This window comes from Sphingomonas hankookensis, from assembly GCF_022664465.1.
Lineage (GTDB): Bacteria > Pseudomonadota > Alphaproteobacteria > Sphingomonadales > Sphingomonadaceae > Sphingomonas > Sphingomonas hankookensis.
Window position 1 is genome coordinate 1 of the sequence record NZ_JAKREV010000009.1, and the last position, 17398, is coordinate 17398.

26 protein-coding genes and 1 pseudogene are annotated in these 17398 nt (G+C 65.0%); 23 read left to right on the top strand and 4 right to left on the bottom strand.

Annotation, left to right across the window (positions count from 1 at the left end):
* The first annotated feature begins 129 nt into the window (after positions 1-129).
* From MF610_RS17150 to MF610_RS17215, 14 genes are all read left to right on the top strand, one after another.
* On the top strand, positions 130-366 hold the full coding sequence (locus tag MF610_RS17150) for a hypothetical protein (RefSeq protein ID WP_125962579.1): 237 nt from the start codon (positions 130-132) through the stop codon (positions 364-366).
* 315 nt (positions 367-681) lie between these two features.
* Positions 682-1413 carry a type IV secretion system DNA-binding domain-containing protein gene (locus MF610_RS17155; RefSeq protein ID WP_125962581.1) on the top strand — a complete coding sequence of 244 codons (732 nt, stop codon included), beginning with the start codon at positions 682-684 and terminating at the stop codon, positions 1411-1413.
* A gap of 78 nt (positions 1414-1491) precedes the next feature.
* Positions 1492-1950, top strand: coding sequence for a hypothetical protein (locus MF610_RS17160; protein ID WP_125962582.1), 459 nt, complete (start codon positions 1492-1494; stop codon positions 1948-1950).
* A gap of 2 nt (positions 1951-1952) precedes the next feature.
* Positions 1953-2429 (top strand): hypothetical protein, encoded by a 477-nt coding sequence (locus tag MF610_RS17165; RefSeq protein ID WP_242201539.1) that lies wholly within the window; start codon positions 1953-1955, stop codon positions 2427-2429.
* Positions 2416-3144 (top strand): hypothetical protein, encoded by a 729-nt coding sequence (locus tag MF610_RS17170; RefSeq protein WP_125962584.1) that lies wholly within the window; start codon positions 2416-2418, stop codon positions 3142-3144. The genes MF610_RS17165 and MF610_RS17170 overlap by 14 nt, the downstream gene beginning before the upstream one ends.
* A 33-nt stretch (positions 3145-3177) precedes the next feature.
* Positions 3178-3774 carry a hypothetical protein gene (locus tag MF610_RS17175; protein WP_125962585.1) on the top strand — a complete coding sequence of 199 codons (597 nt, stop codon included), beginning with the start codon at positions 3178-3180 and terminating at the stop codon, positions 3772-3774.
* Between the two features lie 82 nt (positions 3775-3856).
* A complete protein-coding gene (locus MF610_RS17180; RefSeq protein WP_242201540.1) occupies positions 3857-4066 on the top strand; it encodes a hypothetical protein in 210 nt (69 codons plus the stop codon).
* Positions 4067-4089: 23 nt separating this feature from the next.
* A complete protein-coding gene (locus tag MF610_RS17185) occupies positions 4090-4419 on the top strand; it encodes a hypothetical protein (RefSeq protein ID WP_125962587.1) in 330 nt (109 codons plus the stop codon).
* Positions 4412-5257: a CsgG/HfaB family protein gene (locus MF610_RS17190; RefSeq protein ID WP_241213895.1), complete on the top strand. Its 846-nt coding sequence runs from the start codon at positions 4412-4414 to the stop codon at positions 5255-5257. The genes MF610_RS17185 and MF610_RS17190 overlap by 8 nt, the downstream gene beginning before the upstream one ends.
* Positions 5254-5514 (top strand): hypothetical protein, encoded by a 261-nt coding sequence (locus tag MF610_RS17195; protein WP_125962589.1) that lies wholly within the window; start codon positions 5254-5256, stop codon positions 5512-5514. Before MF610_RS17190 ends, MF610_RS17195 begins: the two co-directional genes overlap by 4 nt.
* Entirely contained in the window at positions 5511-6017 is a 507-nt protein-coding gene (locus MF610_RS17200) for a hypothetical protein (protein ID WP_242201541.1), read from the top strand. The genes MF610_RS17195 and MF610_RS17200 overlap by 4 nt, the downstream gene beginning before the upstream one ends.
* Before the next feature lie 44 nt (positions 6018-6061).
* Complete coding sequence (locus tag MF610_RS17205) at positions 6062-6769, top strand: hypothetical protein (protein WP_242201542.1); 708 nt, start codon at positions 6062-6064, stop codon at positions 6767-6769.
* Positions 6766-7257: a hypothetical protein gene (locus MF610_RS17210; protein ID WP_125962591.1), complete on the top strand. Its 492-nt coding sequence runs from the start codon at positions 6766-6768 to the stop codon at positions 7255-7257. Before MF610_RS17205 ends, MF610_RS17210 begins: the two co-directional genes overlap by 4 nt.
* Before the next feature lie 99 nt (positions 7258-7356).
* Complete coding sequence (locus MF610_RS17215) at positions 7357-7761, top strand: hypothetical protein (protein ID WP_125962592.1); 405 nt, start codon at positions 7357-7359, stop codon at positions 7759-7761.
* Here the strand turns inward: MF610_RS17215 and MF610_RS17220 are convergent.
* Positions 7746-8177, bottom strand: coding sequence for a response regulator (locus MF610_RS17220; protein ID WP_125962593.1), 432 nt, complete (start codon positions 8175-8177; stop codon positions 7746-7748). The genes MF610_RS17215 and MF610_RS17220 overlap by 16 nt on opposite strands.
* A 100-nt stretch (positions 8178-8277) precedes the next feature.
* On the opposite strand from MF610_RS17220, the gene MF610_RS17225 reads away from it, so the two are divergent.
* Entirely contained in the window at positions 8278-8586 is a 309-nt protein-coding gene (locus tag MF610_RS17225; protein ID WP_010409222.1) for a hypothetical protein, read from the top strand.
* Positions 8587-8588: 2 nt separating this feature from the next.
* On the opposite strand, the gene MF610_RS17230 is transcribed toward MF610_RS17225, so the two are convergent.
* Positions 8589-9848 carry a Y-family DNA polymerase gene (locus tag MF610_RS17230; protein ID WP_007406368.1) on the bottom strand — a complete coding sequence of 420 codons (1260 nt, stop codon included), beginning with the start codon at positions 9846-9848 and terminating at the stop codon, positions 8589-8591.
* 5 nt (positions 9849-9853) lie between these two features.
* Complete coding sequence (locus tag MF610_RS17235) at positions 9854-10054, bottom strand: LexA family protein (protein WP_339328548.1); 201 nt, start codon at positions 10052-10054, stop codon at positions 9854-9856.
* Between the two features lie 58 nt (positions 10055-10112).
* Between MF610_RS17235 and MF610_RS17240 the strand changes: the two genes are divergently transcribed.
* The 7 genes from MF610_RS17240 (at position 10113) to MF610_RS17270 (ending at position 16298) form a co-directional block, all read left to right on the top strand.
* The gene (locus MF610_RS17240; RefSeq protein WP_164522010.1) at positions 10113-10373 is read left to right on the top strand and encodes a hypothetical protein; all 261 of its coding nucleotides are present in this window, start codon (positions 10113-10115) and stop codon (positions 10371-10373) included.
* A gap of 264 nt (positions 10374-10637) precedes the next feature.
* Complete coding sequence (locus tag MF610_RS17245; RefSeq protein WP_125985081.1) at positions 10638-11036, top strand: hypothetical protein; 399 nt, start codon at positions 10638-10640, stop codon at positions 11034-11036.
* Positions 11037-11066: 30 nt separating this feature from the next.
* Positions 11067-11456, top strand: coding sequence for a hypothetical protein (locus MF610_RS17250; RefSeq protein WP_231472252.1), 390 nt, complete (start codon positions 11067-11069; stop codon positions 11454-11456).
* Positions 11456-12676: a S1 family peptidase gene (locus tag MF610_RS17255; RefSeq protein WP_137787966.1), complete on the top strand. Its 1221-nt coding sequence runs from the start codon at positions 11456-11458 to the stop codon at positions 12674-12676. The genes MF610_RS17250 and MF610_RS17255 overlap by 1 nt, the downstream gene beginning before the upstream one ends.
* Positions 12677-13024: 348 nt before the next feature.
* Positions 13025-13669, top strand: coding sequence for a recombinase family protein (locus MF610_RS17260; protein ID WP_242201543.1), 645 nt, complete (start codon positions 13025-13027; stop codon positions 13667-13669).
* Between the two features lie 17 nt (positions 13670-13686).
* Positions 13687-15327, top strand: a complete 1641-nt coding sequence (locus tag MF610_RS17265; RefSeq protein ID WP_242201568.1) for an IS481 family transposase — start codon at positions 13687-13689, stop codon at positions 15325-15327.
* Positions 15327-16298: an ExeA family protein gene (locus tag MF610_RS17270; RefSeq protein WP_242201544.1), complete on the top strand. Its 972-nt coding sequence runs from the start codon at positions 15327-15329 to the stop codon at positions 16296-16298. Before MF610_RS17265 ends, MF610_RS17270 begins: the two co-directional genes overlap by 1 nt.
* A 172-nt stretch (positions 16299-16470) precedes the next feature.
* On the opposite strand, the pseudogene MF610_RS17275 reads toward MF610_RS17270, so the two are convergent.
* Positions 16471-16737 (bottom strand): annotated as a pseudogene (locus MF610_RS17275) (LexA family protein); the annotation flags it as partial.
* 83 nt (positions 16738-16820) lie between these two features.
* Here MF610_RS17275 and MF610_RS17280 point away from each other — a divergent pair.
* Complete coding sequence (locus MF610_RS17280; RefSeq protein WP_007406364.1) at positions 16821-17270, top strand: hypothetical protein; 450 nt, start codon at positions 16821-16823, stop codon at positions 17268-17270.
* Positions 17271-17398: the final 128 nt, after the last annotated feature.

Below are 17398 nucleotides of genomic sequence, written 5' to 3' on the forward strand. Positions count from 1 at the left end.
CGTCGAGCGGCAGCCGCCCGATTTCAAGAACGATCCCTCCCTTGCCGCCGCATCGCTGCGGATCGGCGTCGAGAAGCCGGAAATCGAACTTCCCTACCCCGAAAAGGACATCGGACTGGAGCTATGACCATGACCTCATCACCACCGGCCTGGGACCAGGTGATCGCCACCAAGCACTGGCACGCCTGCGACCTCGACACCCATACGCTCGCGCAATGCAGCCAGCTCGCGCGGCGCGACGATGCGCTCGACTGGGGCGGCGAAACGCTCGCGATGGCTACGATATTCGGCCTGACCTACCTTGTAATGCTGCCGCTCACCCGCGCGCTGCGCACCGCGCGTGCGATCCGCGACACCGCGCGATGAGCCTCGACGATCGCCCGTACATGCGCGCGCGGCCGGGACCAGGGCGCACCGTCCGGCTCGATGCGCCGCCCGCCGGGGCGATCGATGCCGAAGCCGTCTCGCGCCCGACGCCGCACAGAGCGCCGCCAGGGCGGGCCATGCCCGACATGGGGCTCCGGTGGTCCTCGTCCCGGCAACGCCGTCTGGCGGTGCTCCTTGCGGCTCTGGCGGGGCTGTTCACCCTCGCCTGGGCGATCGGCTGTGCGCTCATCGGCGCCTCGCTCCGCACCGAAGGCGGCACCTTCACCCCTCCAGCCCACGAAAGGTCACCCCGACATGGGGATTAGCTATCCGTTCCGCTTCCGCCGCGAACCCAAACCCCCGCGTGCCGGCCTCACGCTCGCGACTCCGGATACGCTCAACCCGGCGATGCTGGATGCGGTGCGCGCCGGAAGCGGCGACCGGATCGCCGTTATCGGCGACGGCGCGGCGTTCACCGCGCTTGCCGACCAGACGCGCGATCTCCTTATCGATCCCGCGCACGGCAACTGGGACTTCTTCGCCGATCACCCGAGCGACCATGCGCGCTCGTCGGCGGTCGAGGCGTTCCTTCCCGCCGAGCCGCGCATCTGCGCAGGCTACACCGGTGCCTATCGCTACGTGCTGCTGCGCGCGATGGAACATGGCGGAAGAGAGCCCGGAGCCGGACTTGCCGCCGTCCGCGACCTGGTCCGCGCGCTGCCGCCCGAAGCCGTCGCCGAAGCGGCCGGACACGATCCAGCCAACGGCCATGCGCTGCGCTGGGGCATGACCGTGCTGGCCGGCGTCACCGCGCCGCTCCTCGTCATCGCCGATCACGACCCGCGTTTCCCGAGGGTATCGATCGCACGCTGGCTCGCCGGCCCCGCCTCGACGATCCTGTTCGTGCGACACGATCCCGATCGGCCGACCCGTGAGACCGACGCCGTCATCGCCTCGCTGCGCGATCACGCGATGCTCGGGCGGATCGAGGTCGCAACCACGATGGATCTGTCGCCCGCCCTCTCCGAAGCGGAGCGCGCCTGGTGATGACGGGAACCACGATGCGGATGGGGGGCCATGCCCCCAGCCGAACCGCTTCCACCATCCACGCGCGGCGAGGATGACATGAACGATCACGTTCTCCTGCATCGCGGCGATCTCGAGAGCGCACGGCTGTCGCGCGACCATGCCGATGCGATGCGACGCTTCGTCACCGACCTACGCCCGCTCGCCAGAGCGCTACGGTCGGCCGACGGCAGAGCCTACGACCCCTCCGGCGTGATCCCCGACGTGCGGGCAGCGGTCGAAGAGTGCATCGTCTGTCACGAACGGACGGCAAGCGATCTCGACGGTCGTGCGCTTGCCTATGAGCGCAACGCCGCGTCGCGGACTGCCTCGGCCCGAAAGATGAGTTCCGCCGAGCTGATCCTCGGTCTTGCCCACCGGATATTGCTGTGCGCGGGCGCTGCCGCACTGATGGTCCTCGCATGGCACGCTGTCGAGAAGGTTCGATCGCACCTTCTCGGCCCGACCATAACGACCCCTTCGATCGGCACTCCACGAACCCCGGAGGCTTCGTCATGAAAGTGGAGATCGAGATCGACCCGGACGAGATCGAGCTTGGCGACCTGTTCCGCGAACAGGCTGCCGGCCTTCGCGGCTCTCTCGTCGACCTTCGGCGGATGGTCGGAACGCTGGGATATTACGGACAGGCGGGTGCCGGGGCCACGATGACACTGGAGGCGATCCGGCAGTCTCTGACCGTGATCATCGAAGCGCAGGGCGACTTCGCGGACGGACTGGACGAGGCAGCCGCGCAGATCGACGAGCGGACCGAACGCATGATCGCCGAAAGCTGGCAGCCCCGGCCCGATCCGCTCCCGCCGGTCGTGATCGTCAACCCGCAGAACGAACCGACCGCCGCGGAAGGGCTGATCGGTCTCCTTCTTTGCTCAGGATGGGTCGTCGCGGCGCTGATGGGCCTTCACGACCTCAAGCAATGGCGCGCCAGCAGCGTCGTTCCGGCCACCACCGTCATGGAGAGCAATCATGGGGCTCGATGACCGCGACTATATGCGTGAGCGATATCGCCAGCGCCAGGGTCTGCCCGCGCAAGGTTTGCGGTGGAACGACCGCAAGACCCGCTGCGAACTCGACGTTCCGCTCGGCAGCGCGTCCTGGGTTTCGGGGTCGGCGAGGAAAGGCTCCTGGTTCGAGGCGAAGAACCGCGGCCACGATTACCAGCGCGGGCGCTGGCGACCGAAGCGATCGTCCGGCACGCTGCGCACCGCGATCGTCGCCGGCGTCGCTGTCGCGCTACTCGCGACCGGTATCGGCGCACGCGGCTGGATCGCGCAGCGCTACGAGGCGCTCGTCTATCCGCAGGGACGCGGCTTCCCCGCCTCCGGCACCGTCAGCGTGCCCGTCGGCCTCGACCTGAAGCGGGTCGTCGCGAAGCTGACCGCGCAGGGCGGTGCCGAGAACACGATCATCCAGATGATCGATGCGAAAACCGGCCGCAATGCCCTGTCGGTCTACATCCGCGCGCATGAACGCGTGACGGTGCCGGTGCCGATCGGGCGCTTCCGCCTGCGCCTCGTCCACGGTCGCGAATGGACGGATGCCAAAACCCTGTTCGGCAAGGGCACGATCCACGACGAGATCGAGGGCACGATGCGCTTCACCCGCAAGCTCGGCCACATCCTCGACCTCGGGCTCGGCCGCGACAGCAACCTCACCGTGCGCCGCATCGCCGCACGACCGGCGCCGCTCGCATGAAGCGGACCCGCGCTCTTCACCCCGGAGGCCGCGATGGGGCTCGCTGACCGGGACTATATGCGTGCCCGCGCTCGCAGCCGCGGCCACGCCCGCACCCAGGCATCGCGGCATGCGGCCGGTCGCGATCGCATCGTCGCGATCGCGCGCGTCGCGATCCCGGTCCTGTGCCTGCTCACATACCTCGTGCCGATGTACGGCGACATGAAGCGCGGTGGCTGGATGCCGGACTGGAAACCGGCGCTGCCGTTTCCCGAGTCCGGCAGCGTCACGGCCGCGCGCGATCTGTCACGCAAGCGCGTCAGCAGCCATCTCGCCGTCCAGACCAGCGATGCCAATGCCGTCGTCCAGCTCTTCGACCCGGACACGGGCGCGCATGCTCTCTCCATCTATGTCGCCGGCAACGACCGGGTCGAGGTCCCCGTCCCGCGAGGCATCTGGAGGGTGCGGCTCGTCGAGGGCAGCAAGTGGCACGGTCCCGCCGACTATTTCGGCCCGAACACGTCGTACGAGACGGTCGTCAACCTGATGACGTTCGACAAGGGCTGGCATCACCGCATCGATCTCAGGCGGCGTCCCGACGGCAACCTGCCGACGCGGCTCATGGTCTCCGGTCCGGAGCCGCTGAAATGACCCCGTTCAACGCGCGTCAGTCCTTTTCCCGTCGCCGGCACGCTCGCGCGTCGTCGCCCGCGACCAACGGCGCGAGGGTCGGATGAGCAACTGGAGTTTCGAGGAAATGGGCGAGTTCGGGTCGGTCGCCGACGCCAACCGCTGGGCCAAGCGGCAAGGCCTCGCCCCGCAGGACGTCCGTATCTCCGCCAAGGGGGACGGCGTGGAGCTGGAGGTCCGCAGGTCGGCCCTCGGCGATGGTGGCACCCGCCACGACGACCGGCGCGACGGACGTCGCAACGGTTTCTTCTGACAGCAAGGCAAGGAGTAACGACAATGAAGGCACGATCCATTTCATCGCTTCTGCTCGCCGGTTTCGCGTTCGCGATGCCGGCAGCAGCAAGCGCGGCGCCGGCCAGCCCGGTCCTGCTCGCGATGGCGAGCTTTGCCGGCGAGACCGCCGGAGCCGACGCCGCGCACCGCGCCGCGGAGAAGACCGCGCACTACCGCGCGCACGCCCACCACAAGGGCAAGTGCAAGGATTGCGCGGACTGCCGGGAGTGTGACGACTGCGACAAGGTGGCGAAGGCGACGCCGACCAACGAGGAACGCGCCGGCATCTGCGACCCGACCACCCATGCCAAGGGAGCGAAGGCCGGTGCGTAACGCTGCCCGTCTTTTCGCCGTGACGGCCGCACTCGCGGCCGTCACCCCTTCCACCCTCCTCGCGCAGAAACTGGGGCAGGGCGGCACCGGCGTCGACGAGACGACCGAGCTTCCGCAATGTCCCGTGCCGCTCGGCGTCGCGGCGCTGGTCGAGGAGAAGACCGCCAATCCGACCGACAGCCTCTCGCCGCAGCTGCAGGCGCTGATGCGGATGGCGGAGATGCAGAACGGCGGATCGACCGCGCGCGTCGATCCGCTGCCGCTGGTCAAGCTGATGATCGCGCGCTCGGGCTGCTTCCGGGTCGCCGATCGCGGCGATGCGTTCACCGCGCTGGAGCGCGAGCGCGCGATCCAGGGCAACACCGCACCGCGCGCCGTCACCAAGGCGGATTACCTCCTTCAGGTGCAGGTGGTCTATTCCGACAGCAAGGCGCGCGAGAGCGGAGGCGGCCTCGGCGGCATGTTCGGAGGGGCGGTCGGCCTCAAGTCCAAGACGATGGAAAGCCAGGTCCTCCTCACGCTCGTCGACGTGAACACCGGCATCCAGGAGGCGGTCGCCAGCGGTTCGGCGCGCAAGAAGGATATCGGCGTCGTGGGGGGCGGCTTGCTGCTCGGCCTCGGCGTCGGGGCACTGGGCGGCAGTTACGCCTCGACCGACATCGGCAAGATCACCACGCTGGCGACGCTCGATGCGTTCAGAAAGCTGATCGAGGACGCGCGGCCCCGGCTCGAAGCCAGGCTCGTGCCGGCCAAACCGCCCGCGATCGTCCCGCCCGCCTCCGTGCCCCTGCCGGCGCAGTCGGTGCAACCGACGCCTGGAGGAGTGCCGAAGAGATGATCCGTCGTTACTGCCGGGACAAATCCGAGGGGAAGCGGACAATGTGCGCCGGCATCTTGGAACAGGCTCTGCCCGATGGCAATGTCACGTTCCAGGCCGCTCACGACGACGAGATCGGCAACGACGCGTTGCTGCGTCTTTGCAAGGGCAGGGGGGTGTGGATTCCGGCGTCCCGGTACTGGCTATGCGCGCCGGAAATCGCCTCTACCGTCCGCGCCGCGTTGCCCGATGCGGTCAGGCTAGGCCGTCTCACATGAATATGATCAGCCTGCCCCGCCCGACCTGCCCTTATTGCGGCGAGGACATGCGACGCTGGCCGCTCGGCCAACATACCCTGACCTGTGACACCTGCCGACGGCCGATCGTACGCTACCTCAGTTCGCCGACACGACGGATCTTCCGGCTGCGACCACTCTACGCCGTGATCCATATCATCGGCTTGGCCATTCTGGTGATCGGCTTCGCGACTGTCTGGCTGGCCGGCTTCCCGCCACGCGCGATCATTCCGGTGATCGCTGTTCCAATGGTGATATTCGCCGCCTCGGGGATAGCCGATGGTTGGCTGTCGTGGCGGACCGGAATCGACCGCGCGGGACAGAAGTTGCGCAAGGGCGGGGGCGCCAAGGTCATTGGACTTGGGCGCGTCGCCTTCGGTGTCGCCGGTATCGTCGTCGCGACGATCGGGCTGCTGGCGTTTGATTCAATGAGCGGGCGGGACCCCACCGGCACCCGACCTGGTTCGGTTGGCGTGCACCGATGACGATCACACCGCCCGCGACGCCCCCATCCCCCCGACTTGCCACCATGTTCGGATCGCTGTTTACGGCGATCCCTTCGCTCGCCATCGCCGGGACGGCGTTTCTGTACTTCGCAGGCTATGTCTTCCTCGATACTTACCGGCGCTCGCTCGGACTAGCGTTCGGATCTGTCGAAACGTCGACCGCCGAAATCCTCGCGCAGGGCTATATCGTTCTCTGGTACGCCGTGATCGCGCGGTTCTGGTATATTCTCGTGACGGCGACGGTCCCTGCGCTTCTCACACTGCTGGCGATCCTCTCGGCCGGTGTGCTGCTCGTCATGGGGCGGAAGCGAGGCTGGCGTGGATGCGCGTGGACAATTGATGTCGTCCGGAAGGGTGTCTCACGGGTCGAGGCACTCCCGAACTATCTCCTTTTCGTCTCCGTGGCCGCAGTGGCGCTCGTCTCGGCGTGGCCCGCCGGAGCACTCGCTGCGCGCGTGGAATATCGCGCTTCGATCGAGAACGTGAGACGAGGCTGCTGCTTCCGCTACACCGGCAGAGACGCAATTACCGCCACCGGCTATGTCGTCGCGGCCGATCACGACCGACTGTTCGTACTGACCCGCGCCGGCACTGTCGCCGTACCGACCGAAGGTCTCACCATCGTTCCCCTCGATCGCAGACCGACCCTTGCCAGTTTAAGCAGCTGCGACAGGGACTTTGGCAGACCCGGCGCCATCCACGCTCAATCTCAACAGTCTGGCCACCAATGATTCCCTTCTGCCTGATCCTGGGTGACAGCACCGCGATCGGAACGGCGCAGGCATTGGCAGCGCAGGGCATACGCTGCGAGGTTCATGCGCGCGTGGGTGCTGGTTCGGCCGAGATCGAGCGGCGGGTGAGCGGCGCTTCGCCCGCGACCGTCGCCCTCATCGCGCTTGGATCGAACGATGCCGCCAGCCCGGCCCTCGCGACTAACCTTGTCGTCATCAGACGGAAAACCACCGCTGTTCGCGTGGCCTGGCTTGCCCCCTACGACCTACGCGCGGCATCCATCGTCACGTCGATCGCGGCACGGTTCGGCGACATGGTCATCCCGCTGCGGGCGCAACCGAGCCGGGATGGCATCCATCCGGTCAGCTATCGCCCCGTCGCCACGTCGCTGCGGTGGGGCGCGGCTGCTCCCGTCAGAGCCGCCGTAGCGCCTGCGCCGATCGCGCGCGCGACCGTGCTGATGATGAGTGGCCCACTCGCTCCGTGATCGCCGTCATCACTATGTCCGGCATATTGGTCGCCCGAACCAAACGGCTCGACTCACTCCCGCTGGAACAAATCCGGCTCATATGACAGGTTGAACGCCATGGACCATCGCATCACCCACACCTGCGGGCATGAGCAAACCCACTACATCGCCGGGTTCGCGTCGCAGCAGGAGCGCAAGGGCACCTGGCTGCGCACGACGGTCTGTGGTGCGTGCTACCGCAAGCAGCGCCAGGAAGAGAACGAGCGCGACGCCGCGGCCTCGCAACAAGCCGTTGCCCATCTGTCGCTGGTGCCGCTCAACGGCTCGGAACGACAGGTCAGCTGGGCAACCACCATTCGCGCGAAACGGATCGCCTTGCTGCGCAAGGACCAACCGCTCGATAGCGTCGAGACCGGCGCGGCGCTGCTCGGCATCGCGGACGCCAAATGGTGGATCGACAACCGCGACGCGACCGACGCGCAGTTACTCGCCTCGGTGGGAGCGGGTCAGAGGCCCGGCTGAACCGGCGTCGTCACCGCGTTCTTCAGCGGCGCGGGCTTCTTGCCGTCGGGCAGCGTCCTGCGCAGATGCTCATGGACGATCGCAGCCGAGAACGGCTTCGGGATGAACGTCGCCTTCTCCGGCATGTCACCCGGATCGGGACGGATATTGCCGCTGGCGATCACGATCTCGATCCAGGGCCGGTGCTGGGCGACATGACGCGCCAGCGCAAAGCCGTTGATCGATCCCGGCATCTCGACATCGGAGAACAGCAGGATTGTATTGTCGGCCTGCTCTTCCAGCAGCACGATCGCGGTATCCCCGTCCATCGCCTCATGGCAGCGAAAGCCGGCGTCCTCCAGGATCAGCGTCATGTCCATCAGGATGATCGGGACGTCATCGACCGCGAGCGCGAAAGGTACGGTCGACGTGTTCATCACCTCTACAACCGCCTGTATCCATAATCGCTCCCGCGACCGGCACGATGCTGCCGCCAAATCGTTGATGGCCTGACGGAAATTCGAGGGAGAACATCGAATGCGTAGCCTGGTTGCTGTGTTCACGGTCGGGATATTCGCGATCGCGACCCCTGCCGGCGCGCAGGACATGCCCGGCGCAGTCGATCTGGGCGCGCAAGCGCGCACCCAGGTTCAGTCAGCGACTGCTCGTGGCTATGCCGAACGGGGCGGGGCGGCGACCGCGCGAGGTCCGAACGGGGTGCCACTGTCCGCTCGCGCGAAAAGCTATTGCGACAGCTATTCCGCACGGTTGCGCCAGTACGGCGCGAAGGATGGGCGAGTGATGAAGCTGGCAGCGGCCTGCCGGCAGGCAGGCTATCGCTATTGATCTCACCGCGCGATCGGCACCTGATCGATCCGCGTGGTCCAGGACGGGCTCTTGAAAGCACGCTTGGTGTCGTAGCTCTTCTGGCCAAAGCCCTCGGAGGCAAGCCGCATCGTGTTGCGGCCGAACCGCCCGTTGAGCCCGTCGATCGCGGCGAGCAGGGCAGGGGATCGCGGATCGGGCACCGCGAACAGGTCGGCCTGGTGCGCGGTCATCGGCTCCAGCCCCTCGAGCATGACGCCGCACTTGGTGTAGACGCCGCCAGTTTCGTACATGACATCCGCCATGCGGCCCGCCATACCGCCGATCACGCGCGGATCATTGGTCGCCGGCGACAGCCGCGCTATGCGCGAGGCGGACGGCGCGTTGGGCTTGAACCGGCTTCCGTGGGCAAAGGCGATCAGGCGGGTGGCAGCGAGATCCTGCGCGCGGATCTTCTCGGCCGCGCGGACCGCGCGGCGCACCATCGCCTCGCGCAGCGCCGCGACCTCGCGCACCGGCTCACCGAAGCAGCGGGTCACCGCGGTCGCCTTGGACGGGGGCGGCTCCGGCTCGAAATCGGTGCATTCGACGCCGTTCAGCTCGCGCACGAGCCGCTCCAGCACCACCGTCCCCACGTCGCGCGCGACCTCCGGGGGGAGGGCGGCAAGATCGGCCGTCGTCCTGACGCCGAGCGGTCGCAGCCGCTCGGTCATCGCTCGCGCGATGCCCCAGACCTCCTCGACCGGCCATTGCGCGAACAGGCGCCGCCGCAGCTCGATGTCGTGCAGGTCGACCACGCCCTTCCAGACCTTCTCCGACGCCTTGGCGAGGGCGTTGGCAACCTTGCTCAGCGTCCGGGTCGGGCCAAGCCCGATGCGGATCGGCAGGCCCGTCGCACGCTTGACGGCCGCGATCACGCGGTGCGCGGCCGCCACGTCGCCCAGGCCGTTCGGGAGCACCGGCAGGCGAAAGAACGATTCGTCGATCGAGTACACTTCGACCGTGCAACTGTGCTCGGCGAGGACCTGATTGAAGCGACGATTCATGTCGGCATACAATTCGTAGGAACTGCTGCGGTATTGGATGCCATGCTCGCGGACGATATCACGAATCTTGAACATCGGCGCACCCATCTTGATGTGCAGCGCCTTGGCCTCCTCGGAGCGCGCGATGGCGCAGCCGTCCCCGTTACTCAGCACGATGAGCGGTTTATCGCGCAGCGACGGGTCGAATACCCTCTCCGACGAGCAATAGAAGTTGGAGACGTCAGCGATCGCCCACATGGCGGTCAGCCCTGCAGGTTGCGCACGGAGGCGCGGACGACGCCCCACACTTCGACACTCTCATCCGCGATCACCGCGTCGTAGCGCATCCGCGCGTTGCGGGCCTCGAGGACCGGCTTGCCGTCGCGCCAGACCAACTGGCGGATCACGAAGCCCCCGTCGACCACGGCGATGACGATGCGGCCGCTAACTATAGCGGCCTGCAATGATGCTCGACCAAACGCGCAATAGAGGGGAGTTTTCGGCGCAGATTAGTTGAGACGGATGGCGTTGCTCGACGCACATTGCGTGAGACGCAGCGCACGATCGGTGAGACGGACGCACAATGCTGATACGCTGACGCAGGATGCCGGTTTGGCGCCATCACAGCGGCAACCCTGCCGCCCTCATCTCGTCGGTGAGTTCACGGGTCCGCACCGGGTCGAGGCCACCATGCAGCAGCTTTCGGAGCTCGGCGAGCTTGGTGTAAACCAAATCGGGTCAACCTCCACCAAGGCCTTTTTCAGCGATCTTCAACTGCTGTGACATCAATTTGAAGCAAACGTGCTGTACACATCGCATGTTAAAGCCTGGAATTAATATCAAAGCTAATCGGAGCCTGCGGTGATGGAAAGGCGCAAGTCACCTCGGCTACTAGGCGTTTTGGCTATTGCCTTGGCGGCGCTTGGCGTTGTCAGTTCCCTGGTTCTTCGTCAATCTGGATCCTATAGCGATAAGCGCGGCGAGGTCCAGGTGGTCACCGGCTCCTCTGCATTGCCTTCCCTGACCCCCAGCGCTATCTCCTCACGCGTGGCCGATACCACAGAGGAGAAGAGTAGCGCATTCGATATTTCAGGCGATCCGGAACGGGTCCGGCGTTCCCTTCACAGCCAAAGCCGCGATCTCGCATGGGCACCGGGTACCGAAGGCAAGATCAGAGAAGTATTTGCCTCGGCTGGCGCTCCCACGCAAATTTCCGTAGATTGTCGATCAGCCGGATGCGAAATCAAGGGTGAGCTTTCGGGCCTTAGCAGCTCAAACTTGCCGCAAGTGTTAAATCGGATCGCTGGCGAACCAGTCAACAAAGCTTTGCGCGCAAGCGGCTTGACGCCAGACAAAAGTCCAACATACAGCATTATTTCAAACGACCCGGTGAGGGTATCGTTTAGCAGAGTCGTCTCGCGTGATATCGCTCAGGTGGAGCGATAAGAGATGCCGTTTCGCTTTATCATACGATCCGTGGCTCTCAAGGGATTGTTTGTATTTACCGGCTGCATTCAACTTTCTGCATGCTCAGCTGTAGCGCCGTACGTAGCGGCATCTCCACCTACCGATATCGTGATCCCGGAACATTTAAATGGCCGGCTGTCGTACCGCGGCAACTGTACCTACCTTATGGTTTCTGGATCAAAGCGGACGCTGATCTGGCCTCATGGTCATGTGTGGGACAGCACCGCGAAGGCAGTGAAGGCACCCGATGGCCGCCTCTTCAAAAGTGGAATGCAGGTTACGATCCGCGGCGGTGATGGGTCGATCGAGTTCCTGCAAGGCGATCCAGAGGCATATCAGCAGCTCCAAGCATGTGGAGGTCCGTACGTAACCAGTAGCTATGTTGAAGGAGAAGGGTGATGAAGAAGCGTGCTTTTCGGCTTGGCGCAGCCTGCGTCCTCGCCTCGGTCGCGATTTCGGCAGCGCATGCCGTATCGAACACGAAAACCATTCGACTTGCAACGTTTGACGAACCGTTCAACGATCCTGACGATGCGACTGCCAAACAGCTCTCGAAGACGGAGGGCCTTACTGTTGCAGAGGCGTCGCGACGTTTGCGGATCATGGGAGAGTTGGGGCGTCTGGCGCCCGCGCTCTCGGCACGTTTTCCCAAAGGCTTCGCTGGGGCCGAAGCGACTACGGGATCCGACTTCCGTGTTGCTATCTATGGTGTAGCTGCGGACCTCGAAGCGATCGGTAACGCCGCACGTCAGTTCGCCGGCAAAGGTGAACTCGCCAGCGTTCTCGATGTTCGCACTGCACCAGTATCAGAGTCTGAGATAGGGGCGCAGGCGCGGGGATATCTCTCATCGCTCGGCTCAAACGCTACGATCGCCACCAATGCGCGAACGGGGCAAATCAAATTATTGGTGAAAGATCCCACTTCCGCCCTCGCGGCGATTGTTGGCGGGCGATTTCGTGCGGCGCCTGGAACGCAGATAGAGCAATTCGACGGCATTGCTCTCACGGCAACGGAGGTTCCGGGCGGCCAGAACTATCGCGGCACGTTCTCTAACGGCGACATCAATGAATGTACGCGAGGCTTTAACGTCAAACAAACCAACGGCTCGCTCTATGGCGTGACGACCGCAGGCCACTGCGAGAATAATGGCAGGGATGAAACCACCGGGGTTTCACTCGCATTTCGCCAAGAATGGGTGTCAAACGGCGTGGATAGCCAGTGGCACACATTCTCCGGCGGAAACAACTATCTGGTTGTTCCGAAGTTCTATAACGGTGCTGGGGTCGTTACCGTCACTGGAGCGCAAGGTGTCGCGCAAGGGCAGTATATTTGCAAGTATGGCCGATCGACAGGTCAGACATGCGGTTACACCGACCCATACACCTATACGGATAGTTACGGTGCCTTCTATAGAATGAACAGTAACTCGACCTATCCGCGGCAGAGCCTTGAAGGCGATAGTGGTGGCCCGGTCTTCACCGGGTCGATTGCGCTCGGACAGGTTCACGGACGTGACGGGGGAAATCCGACGCCCGGCCCTGTCACTAACATGTATTTCACCCCGCTGACGGCTTGGGCACCGAACAACGTGACGGTCGGTGTTACCTGCTACTGCTGACGCTCCAAATTGAGCCGTCGTTGAAAGATTAAACAGGCGGAGACTGGCGCCGCTTTCTCGATAGGCGAGGAAGCGGCGCGCTATTAAGGCCCGCCCACGCATGAGTATATAGCGGCAGCCCCAAAACTTGCCGACGAGTTGCCGCAACCAAAATGACCTGTGAGGAGGCCGTTCCGGGAAAGGCGTCCATCAGGCTTGTGGCACGCTACAAAGTAATCAGAAAAACGACCGGTTTTCTGGCGGTTGCCGGATTGCAGCGCACAGGCGCCATCAAATAACCAGAAAACCCGTTGCGGAAACCAGCGTCACGTTGCAGGTACGTAGCTGTCTTTTCTGGCGGAGTCGGCATTGCTCATCGGCTATATCCGGGTGTCGAAGTCGGACGGGTCGCAGACGCTGGCGCCGCAGCGTGATGCGCTGCTCGCAGCTGGTATCGACCCTACCCGCATCTACGAGGATCTTGCCTCCGGGCGGCATGATGCCCGGCCCGGCCTGACCGCCTGCCTCAAGGCATTGCAGCCCGGCAATACACTCGTGATCTGGAAGCTGGACCGACTGGGGCGCGACCTGCGTCACCTGGTGTTGACCGCAGAGGCGCTCCGGGAGCGCGGTGTTGGGCTGAAGGTGCTGACAGGTGCCGGCGCGCAAATCGACACCACCTCCGCCAACGGGCGGCTCGCATTCGGCATCTTCGCCGCCTTCGCCGAGTTCGAGCGCGAGCTGATCGCCGAACGCACCCAGGCGGGACTGGCAGCCGCGCGCGCGCGTGGTCGTCTCGGCGGACGCCCCCGCAAGATGGATCGCGCGACGCTGTCGATGGCGATGGCTGCCATGTCCGACCGGGGGGCCATCGCGGTCGACGTGGCACGGCGTCTCGGGATCACGACGACCACGCTTTATGCCTATGTTAACGGCGACGGCAGCCCCAAGGCGCCAGGGCAGGCGCTGCTCGATGGCATACCGTTCCGCAAAGAACAGACGCAGGCCGCGTGATGGGCGCGGGCGTCACGATCCCCGTCGAGGCGATCGTGACGCTGCGCCGACGCCTCTCGGCGCTGCCGGCGCGGCATCCCGAGCGCGGGCCGCTGCTGGCGCAGACCGCCGACCTGTACGATGTGAGCCGCGCCACGCTCTACCGGCTACTGCGCGGCGAACGCCGCCCGAAGGATGCCCACCGTGCCGATCGCGGCACTCCGCGCATCATGCCGGCCGACGAGATCGAGTGGTGGTGCGAAGTGGTCGCGGCGATGAAGGCGCGCACCAGCAACCGCCAGGGCCGCCGCCTGTCCACCAACCGCATCCTCCAGATCGTCACCGAACATGGCGTCGAAACGCCCGACCGGGGACTGGTGAAGCTGCCGCCCGGCAGGCTTACCGCCTCGACGCTCAACCGGCATATGCGGCGGCTCGGCTACGACACGGCGCGTCTTACCCGCGAACGACCGGCGGTCCGCTACCAGGCGGAGCGGTCGAACATGCTGTGGCATTTCGACATGAGCCCTTCCGACCTGAAGCAGTTGAAGGTGCCAACGTGGCTCGATCCGGACCGGCAGGGCGCACCGACGCTGATGTTGTTCTCGGTCGTCGATGACCGCTCCGGCGTCGCGTATCAGGAATATGCACTGGTCTACGGCGAGGATGCAGAAGCGGCGCTGCGCTTCCTGTACCGTGCCATGGCGCCGAAGGAAGACAATCCGTTCGGCGGGATCCCCGACAGCATCCAGATCGACGGTGGCCCGGTCGGCAAATCGGCGGTGTTCAACCGGGTCATGGAGTGCCTCGGCGTCGAGGTGATCCGCCATATGCCGAAGGGCTCGGACCCGCAGCGCACGACGGCGCGCGCCAAGGGCAAGGTCGAGCGCCCGTTCCGCACCGTGAAGGAAGCGCACGAAACCCTCTACCACTTCCACGAGCCCGATAGTGAGGACGAGGCTAACCGCTGGCTGGCGCGCTATGTCACAACCTACAACAATGGCGGGCATCGCCACGAGCAGCGCTCTCGCATCGAGGACTGGTTGGCCCGGTTGCCCGAAGCCGGCGTCCGCGCGATGTGCACGTGGGAACGCTATTGCGCATTCGCCCGCGAACCCGAGCGACGCCGGGTCGGGATTGACTGCCGGCTGACCGTCGCAGGCGTCACCTATGAGGTGTCGCCCGAGGTAGCCGGTGAGACGGTCGTGGTATGGTGGGGCCTGTTCGACCAGGAACTCTGGGTCGAGCATGGCGAGGAACGGTACGGCCCGTTCGATCCGGTCGGCGGGCCGGTACCGCTTCACCGCTATCGCAAGCACCGCAAGAGCCGGCGCGAGGTACGCGCCGACCGGGTGGACGAACTGGCGACCCGCATCGGCATCCCGCGCTCGGTGCTGTCCGGCGAAACCGACGTCGTCGTAACGGTGCTGCCGGCGACAAACAGCGCGGCCGTGCCGTCGCGGTCGTTTGTCGATCCCGATCCCTTCGCCGAGCTGACCTTCGCGACCCCGCTCAAAGCGCGAATGGCGATCGCGGATGAGCTGCGCCTGCCGCTCGGCAGCCTTGGCGAGGAAGATCGCGGCTTCATCGACGCGCTGCTCGCGCGCACCCTGTCCCGCCCCGAGGTCATGGGCGAAATCCGCCGGCGGTTCCCGCCCGGACACAAACGGAGCGGCTGATGCAGACCGAGGTGATGCGCTACTACGGGCTGGCAAGGCCACCGGTTGATCTCGGCTTCTTCGAAACCGAGCATCACGCGCAGCTCGCCCATGATCTGAAAACCGCCATCTCGGGCGGCCGGCTGATCGCGCTCACCGCCACCATCGGCTCGGGCAAGACCGTTCTGACCCGCCGATTGCGCGAAGAGCTCGAGCGTGACGGGCGGGTCATCGTCTCGCGAGCGTTGAGTCTGGAAAAGGCGAAGATCTCGGTGCCGTTGCTGGTATCGGCGTTGTTCTACGATCTGTCCGCCGACAAGACCGTTTCCATCCCCAGCCAGTCCGAGCGCCGCGAGCGCGACCTGATCGAGTTGTTCCGCAAAGCCAAGCGGCCCGTCGCCCTGTTCGTCGACGATGCGCACGACCTGCATCCCAAGACGCTCACCGCGTTGAAGCGCCTGGTCGAGCTGGTGACCGAGGGCGGCGGGCAACTCGCCGTCATCCTCGTAGGCCACCCCAAGCTGCGCAACGACCTCAAGCGTCCACAGATGGAGGAGATCGGCGATCGTACAACGGTGTTCGAGTTCGGCGGCCTACGTAACCGCCAGCGCGATTTCATCGAATGGGCGCTGCGCGCCGCCCTGTCACCGGGGATCGAGCCGGAGGAAGCGCTAGCCGATGACGCTGCCATCCTGCTCGCCGCCAGACTGAAAACTCCGCTTCAGATCGGTCGGCACCTGGTGCGCGCGTTCGAGGCGGGCTTCGATGCCAGCGTCAAGCCGCTCGATGCCGCAACCATCGACAGCATCCTGTCGCGCCAGATCGACGACTTGGAGCCGCAGCTTACCCGGCACGGCTACGACACCCGCATGCTCGCCGAACAGTTCGACGCCAAGCCGGCCGAAATCCGGAAGCTGCTGCGCGGTGGCCTCGACCCGGTGCGGACCCGTGAACTCACCGACGAGATGAGGGCGGCAGGGTTGCCGCTGTGATGGCGCCAAACCGGCATCCTGCGTCAGCGTATCAGCATTGTGCGTCCGTCTCACCGATCGTGCGCTGCGTCTCACGCAATGTGCGTCTGGCGACGCTATCCGTCTCAGCTGATGTGCGCTGAAAACCGGCCTTTATTGTGCGTCCGAGCGAACATCATTGCAGGCCGCTATAGCTAACCGGCGTGGCGTCGCGATCGACCACCACCACGTCGTCATCATAGATTCCAGCGTCGATCATGGACTGTCCGCTGACCCGGAACACGAAGCTGGCGGCGCGGTCGAGGCGCAGCAGCGCCACGAGATCGATCGCGGTTTCCTCCCAGTCCTGGGCAGGCGAGGGGAAGCCAGCGCCGGCCGCGCTCACCACCCTCAGGCGAAACGCTGGCGGCAGATCGGCGATCGGCATCGGTTGGGACAGGGGAATCACACACGCGGACATGCGCGCATGATATGCTGGATAAGAACATGAAGGGAACGAGATTTTCCTTTTGTTCTCATTTCGCATGACTCATAGAGTCATGGATGCCGATCCGCCCCGAAAACCGCTGGCTGTACCCGATCGACTGGCCGCTGCTGTCGGACCAGATCCGGTTCGTGCGGGCAGGAGGGCGCTGCGAACGCTGCCGGCGACCGCATCTTCGGCACGTCGCGCATCTGGGCGATGGGCGCTGGTGGGATAGCGAAGCGCGATGCTGGCGATCGGGAGAGGGGCGACGGGTGAAGGTCGGCGACCTCTTCGCGCTCGACGTCGTGCGGATCACCTATGTCGTGCTGGCCTGCGCGCATCTGGATCATGATCCTGGCAATAGCGCGCCGCGCAATCTCGCCGCGCTATGCCAGCGATGTCACATGCTCCACGATGCCGAGGAGCATCGCTGGCAACGCTGGTGGAATGCGTTTCGGCTGCGCGCGCTGCAGGATCTTTACGAAGATCCGCGACACGCTCGCGCGCGAGAACGACGGCGCGGCTAACTCGCGACTGACTGGCAAGCCTTAGCTGCGAAAAAGCCACGTCAGTCTCTGCAAGAACGATGCCGGAAATCTGCTAAGCCATTGGTTTAACATAAGATATATTATCGAACAAAACCGGTGTAAGCGCT

What these genes read in the sequence shown, in the direction of transcription:
- MF610_RS17180 (WP_242201540.1), top strand. Translation starts at nt 3,857, where the DNA reads ATGAGCAACTGGAGTTTCGAGGAAATGGGCGAGTTCGGGTCGGTCGCC.
- MF610_RS17170 (WP_125962584.1), top strand. Translation starts at nt 2,416, where the DNA reads ATGGGGCTCGATGACCGCGACTATATGCGTGAGCGATATCGCCAGCGC.
- MF610_RS17215 (WP_125962592.1), top strand. Translation starts at nt 7,357, where the DNA reads ATGGACCATCGCATCACCCACACCTGCGGGCATGAGCAAACCCACTAC.
- MF610_RS17240 (WP_164522010.1), top strand. Translation starts at nt 10,113, where the DNA reads ATGGCGTTGCTCGACGCACATTGCGTGAGACGCAGCGCACGATCGGTG.
- MF610_RS17195 (WP_125962589.1), top strand. Translation starts at nt 5,254, where the DNA reads ATGATCCGTCGTTACTGCCGGGACAAATCCGAGGGGAAGCGGACAATG.
- MF610_RS17220 (WP_125962593.1), bottom strand. Translation starts at nt 8,177, where the DNA reads ATGAACACGTCGACCGTACCTTTCGCGCTCGCGGTCGATGACGTCCCG.
- MF610_RS17175 (WP_125962585.1), top strand. Translation starts at nt 3,178, where the DNA reads ATGGGGCTCGCTGACCGGGACTATATGCGTGCCCGCGCTCGCAGCCGC.
- MF610_RS17160 (WP_125962582.1), top strand. Translation starts at nt 1,492, where the DNA reads ATGAACGATCACGTTCTCCTGCATCGCGGCGATCTCGAGAGCGCACGG.
- MF610_RS17155 (WP_125962581.1), top strand. Translation starts at nt 682, where the DNA reads ATGGGGATTAGCTATCCGTTCCGCTTCCGCCGCGAACCCAAACCCCCG.
- MF610_RS17150 (WP_125962579.1), top strand. Translation starts at nt 130, where the DNA reads ATGACCTCATCACCACCGGCCTGGGACCAGGTGATCGCCACCAAGCAC.
- MF610_RS17230 (WP_007406368.1), bottom strand. Translation starts at nt 9,848, where the DNA reads ATGTGGGCGATCGCTGACGTCTCCAACTTCTATTGCTCGTCGGAGAGG.
- MF610_RS17280 (WP_007406364.1), top strand. Translation starts at nt 16,821, where the DNA reads ATGCCGATCCGCCCCGAAAACCGCTGGCTGTACCCGATCGACTGGCCG.
- MF610_RS17225 (WP_010409222.1), top strand. Translation starts at nt 8,278, where the DNA reads ATGCGTAGCCTGGTTGCTGTGTTCACGGTCGGGATATTCGCGATCGCG.
- MF610_RS17205 (WP_242201542.1), top strand. Translation starts at nt 6,062, where the DNA reads ATGTTCGGATCGCTGTTTACGGCGATCCCTTCGCTCGCCATCGCCGGG.
- MF610_RS17210 (WP_125962591.1), top strand. Translation starts at nt 6,766, where the DNA reads ATGATTCCCTTCTGCCTGATCCTGGGTGACAGCACCGCGATCGGAACG.
- MF610_RS17200 (WP_242201541.1), top strand. Translation starts at nt 5,511, where the DNA reads ATGAATATGATCAGCCTGCCCCGCCCGACCTGCCCTTATTGCGGCGAG.
- MF610_RS17185 (WP_125962587.1), top strand. Translation starts at nt 4,090, where the DNA reads ATGAAGGCACGATCCATTTCATCGCTTCTGCTCGCCGGTTTCGCGTTC.
- MF610_RS17255 (WP_137787966.1), top strand. Translation starts at nt 11,456, where the DNA reads ATGAAGAAGCGTGCTTTTCGGCTTGGCGCAGCCTGCGTCCTCGCCTCG.
- MF610_RS17270 (WP_242201544.1), top strand. Translation starts at nt 15,327, where the DNA reads ATGCAGACCGAGGTGATGCGCTACTACGGGCTGGCAAGGCCACCGGTT.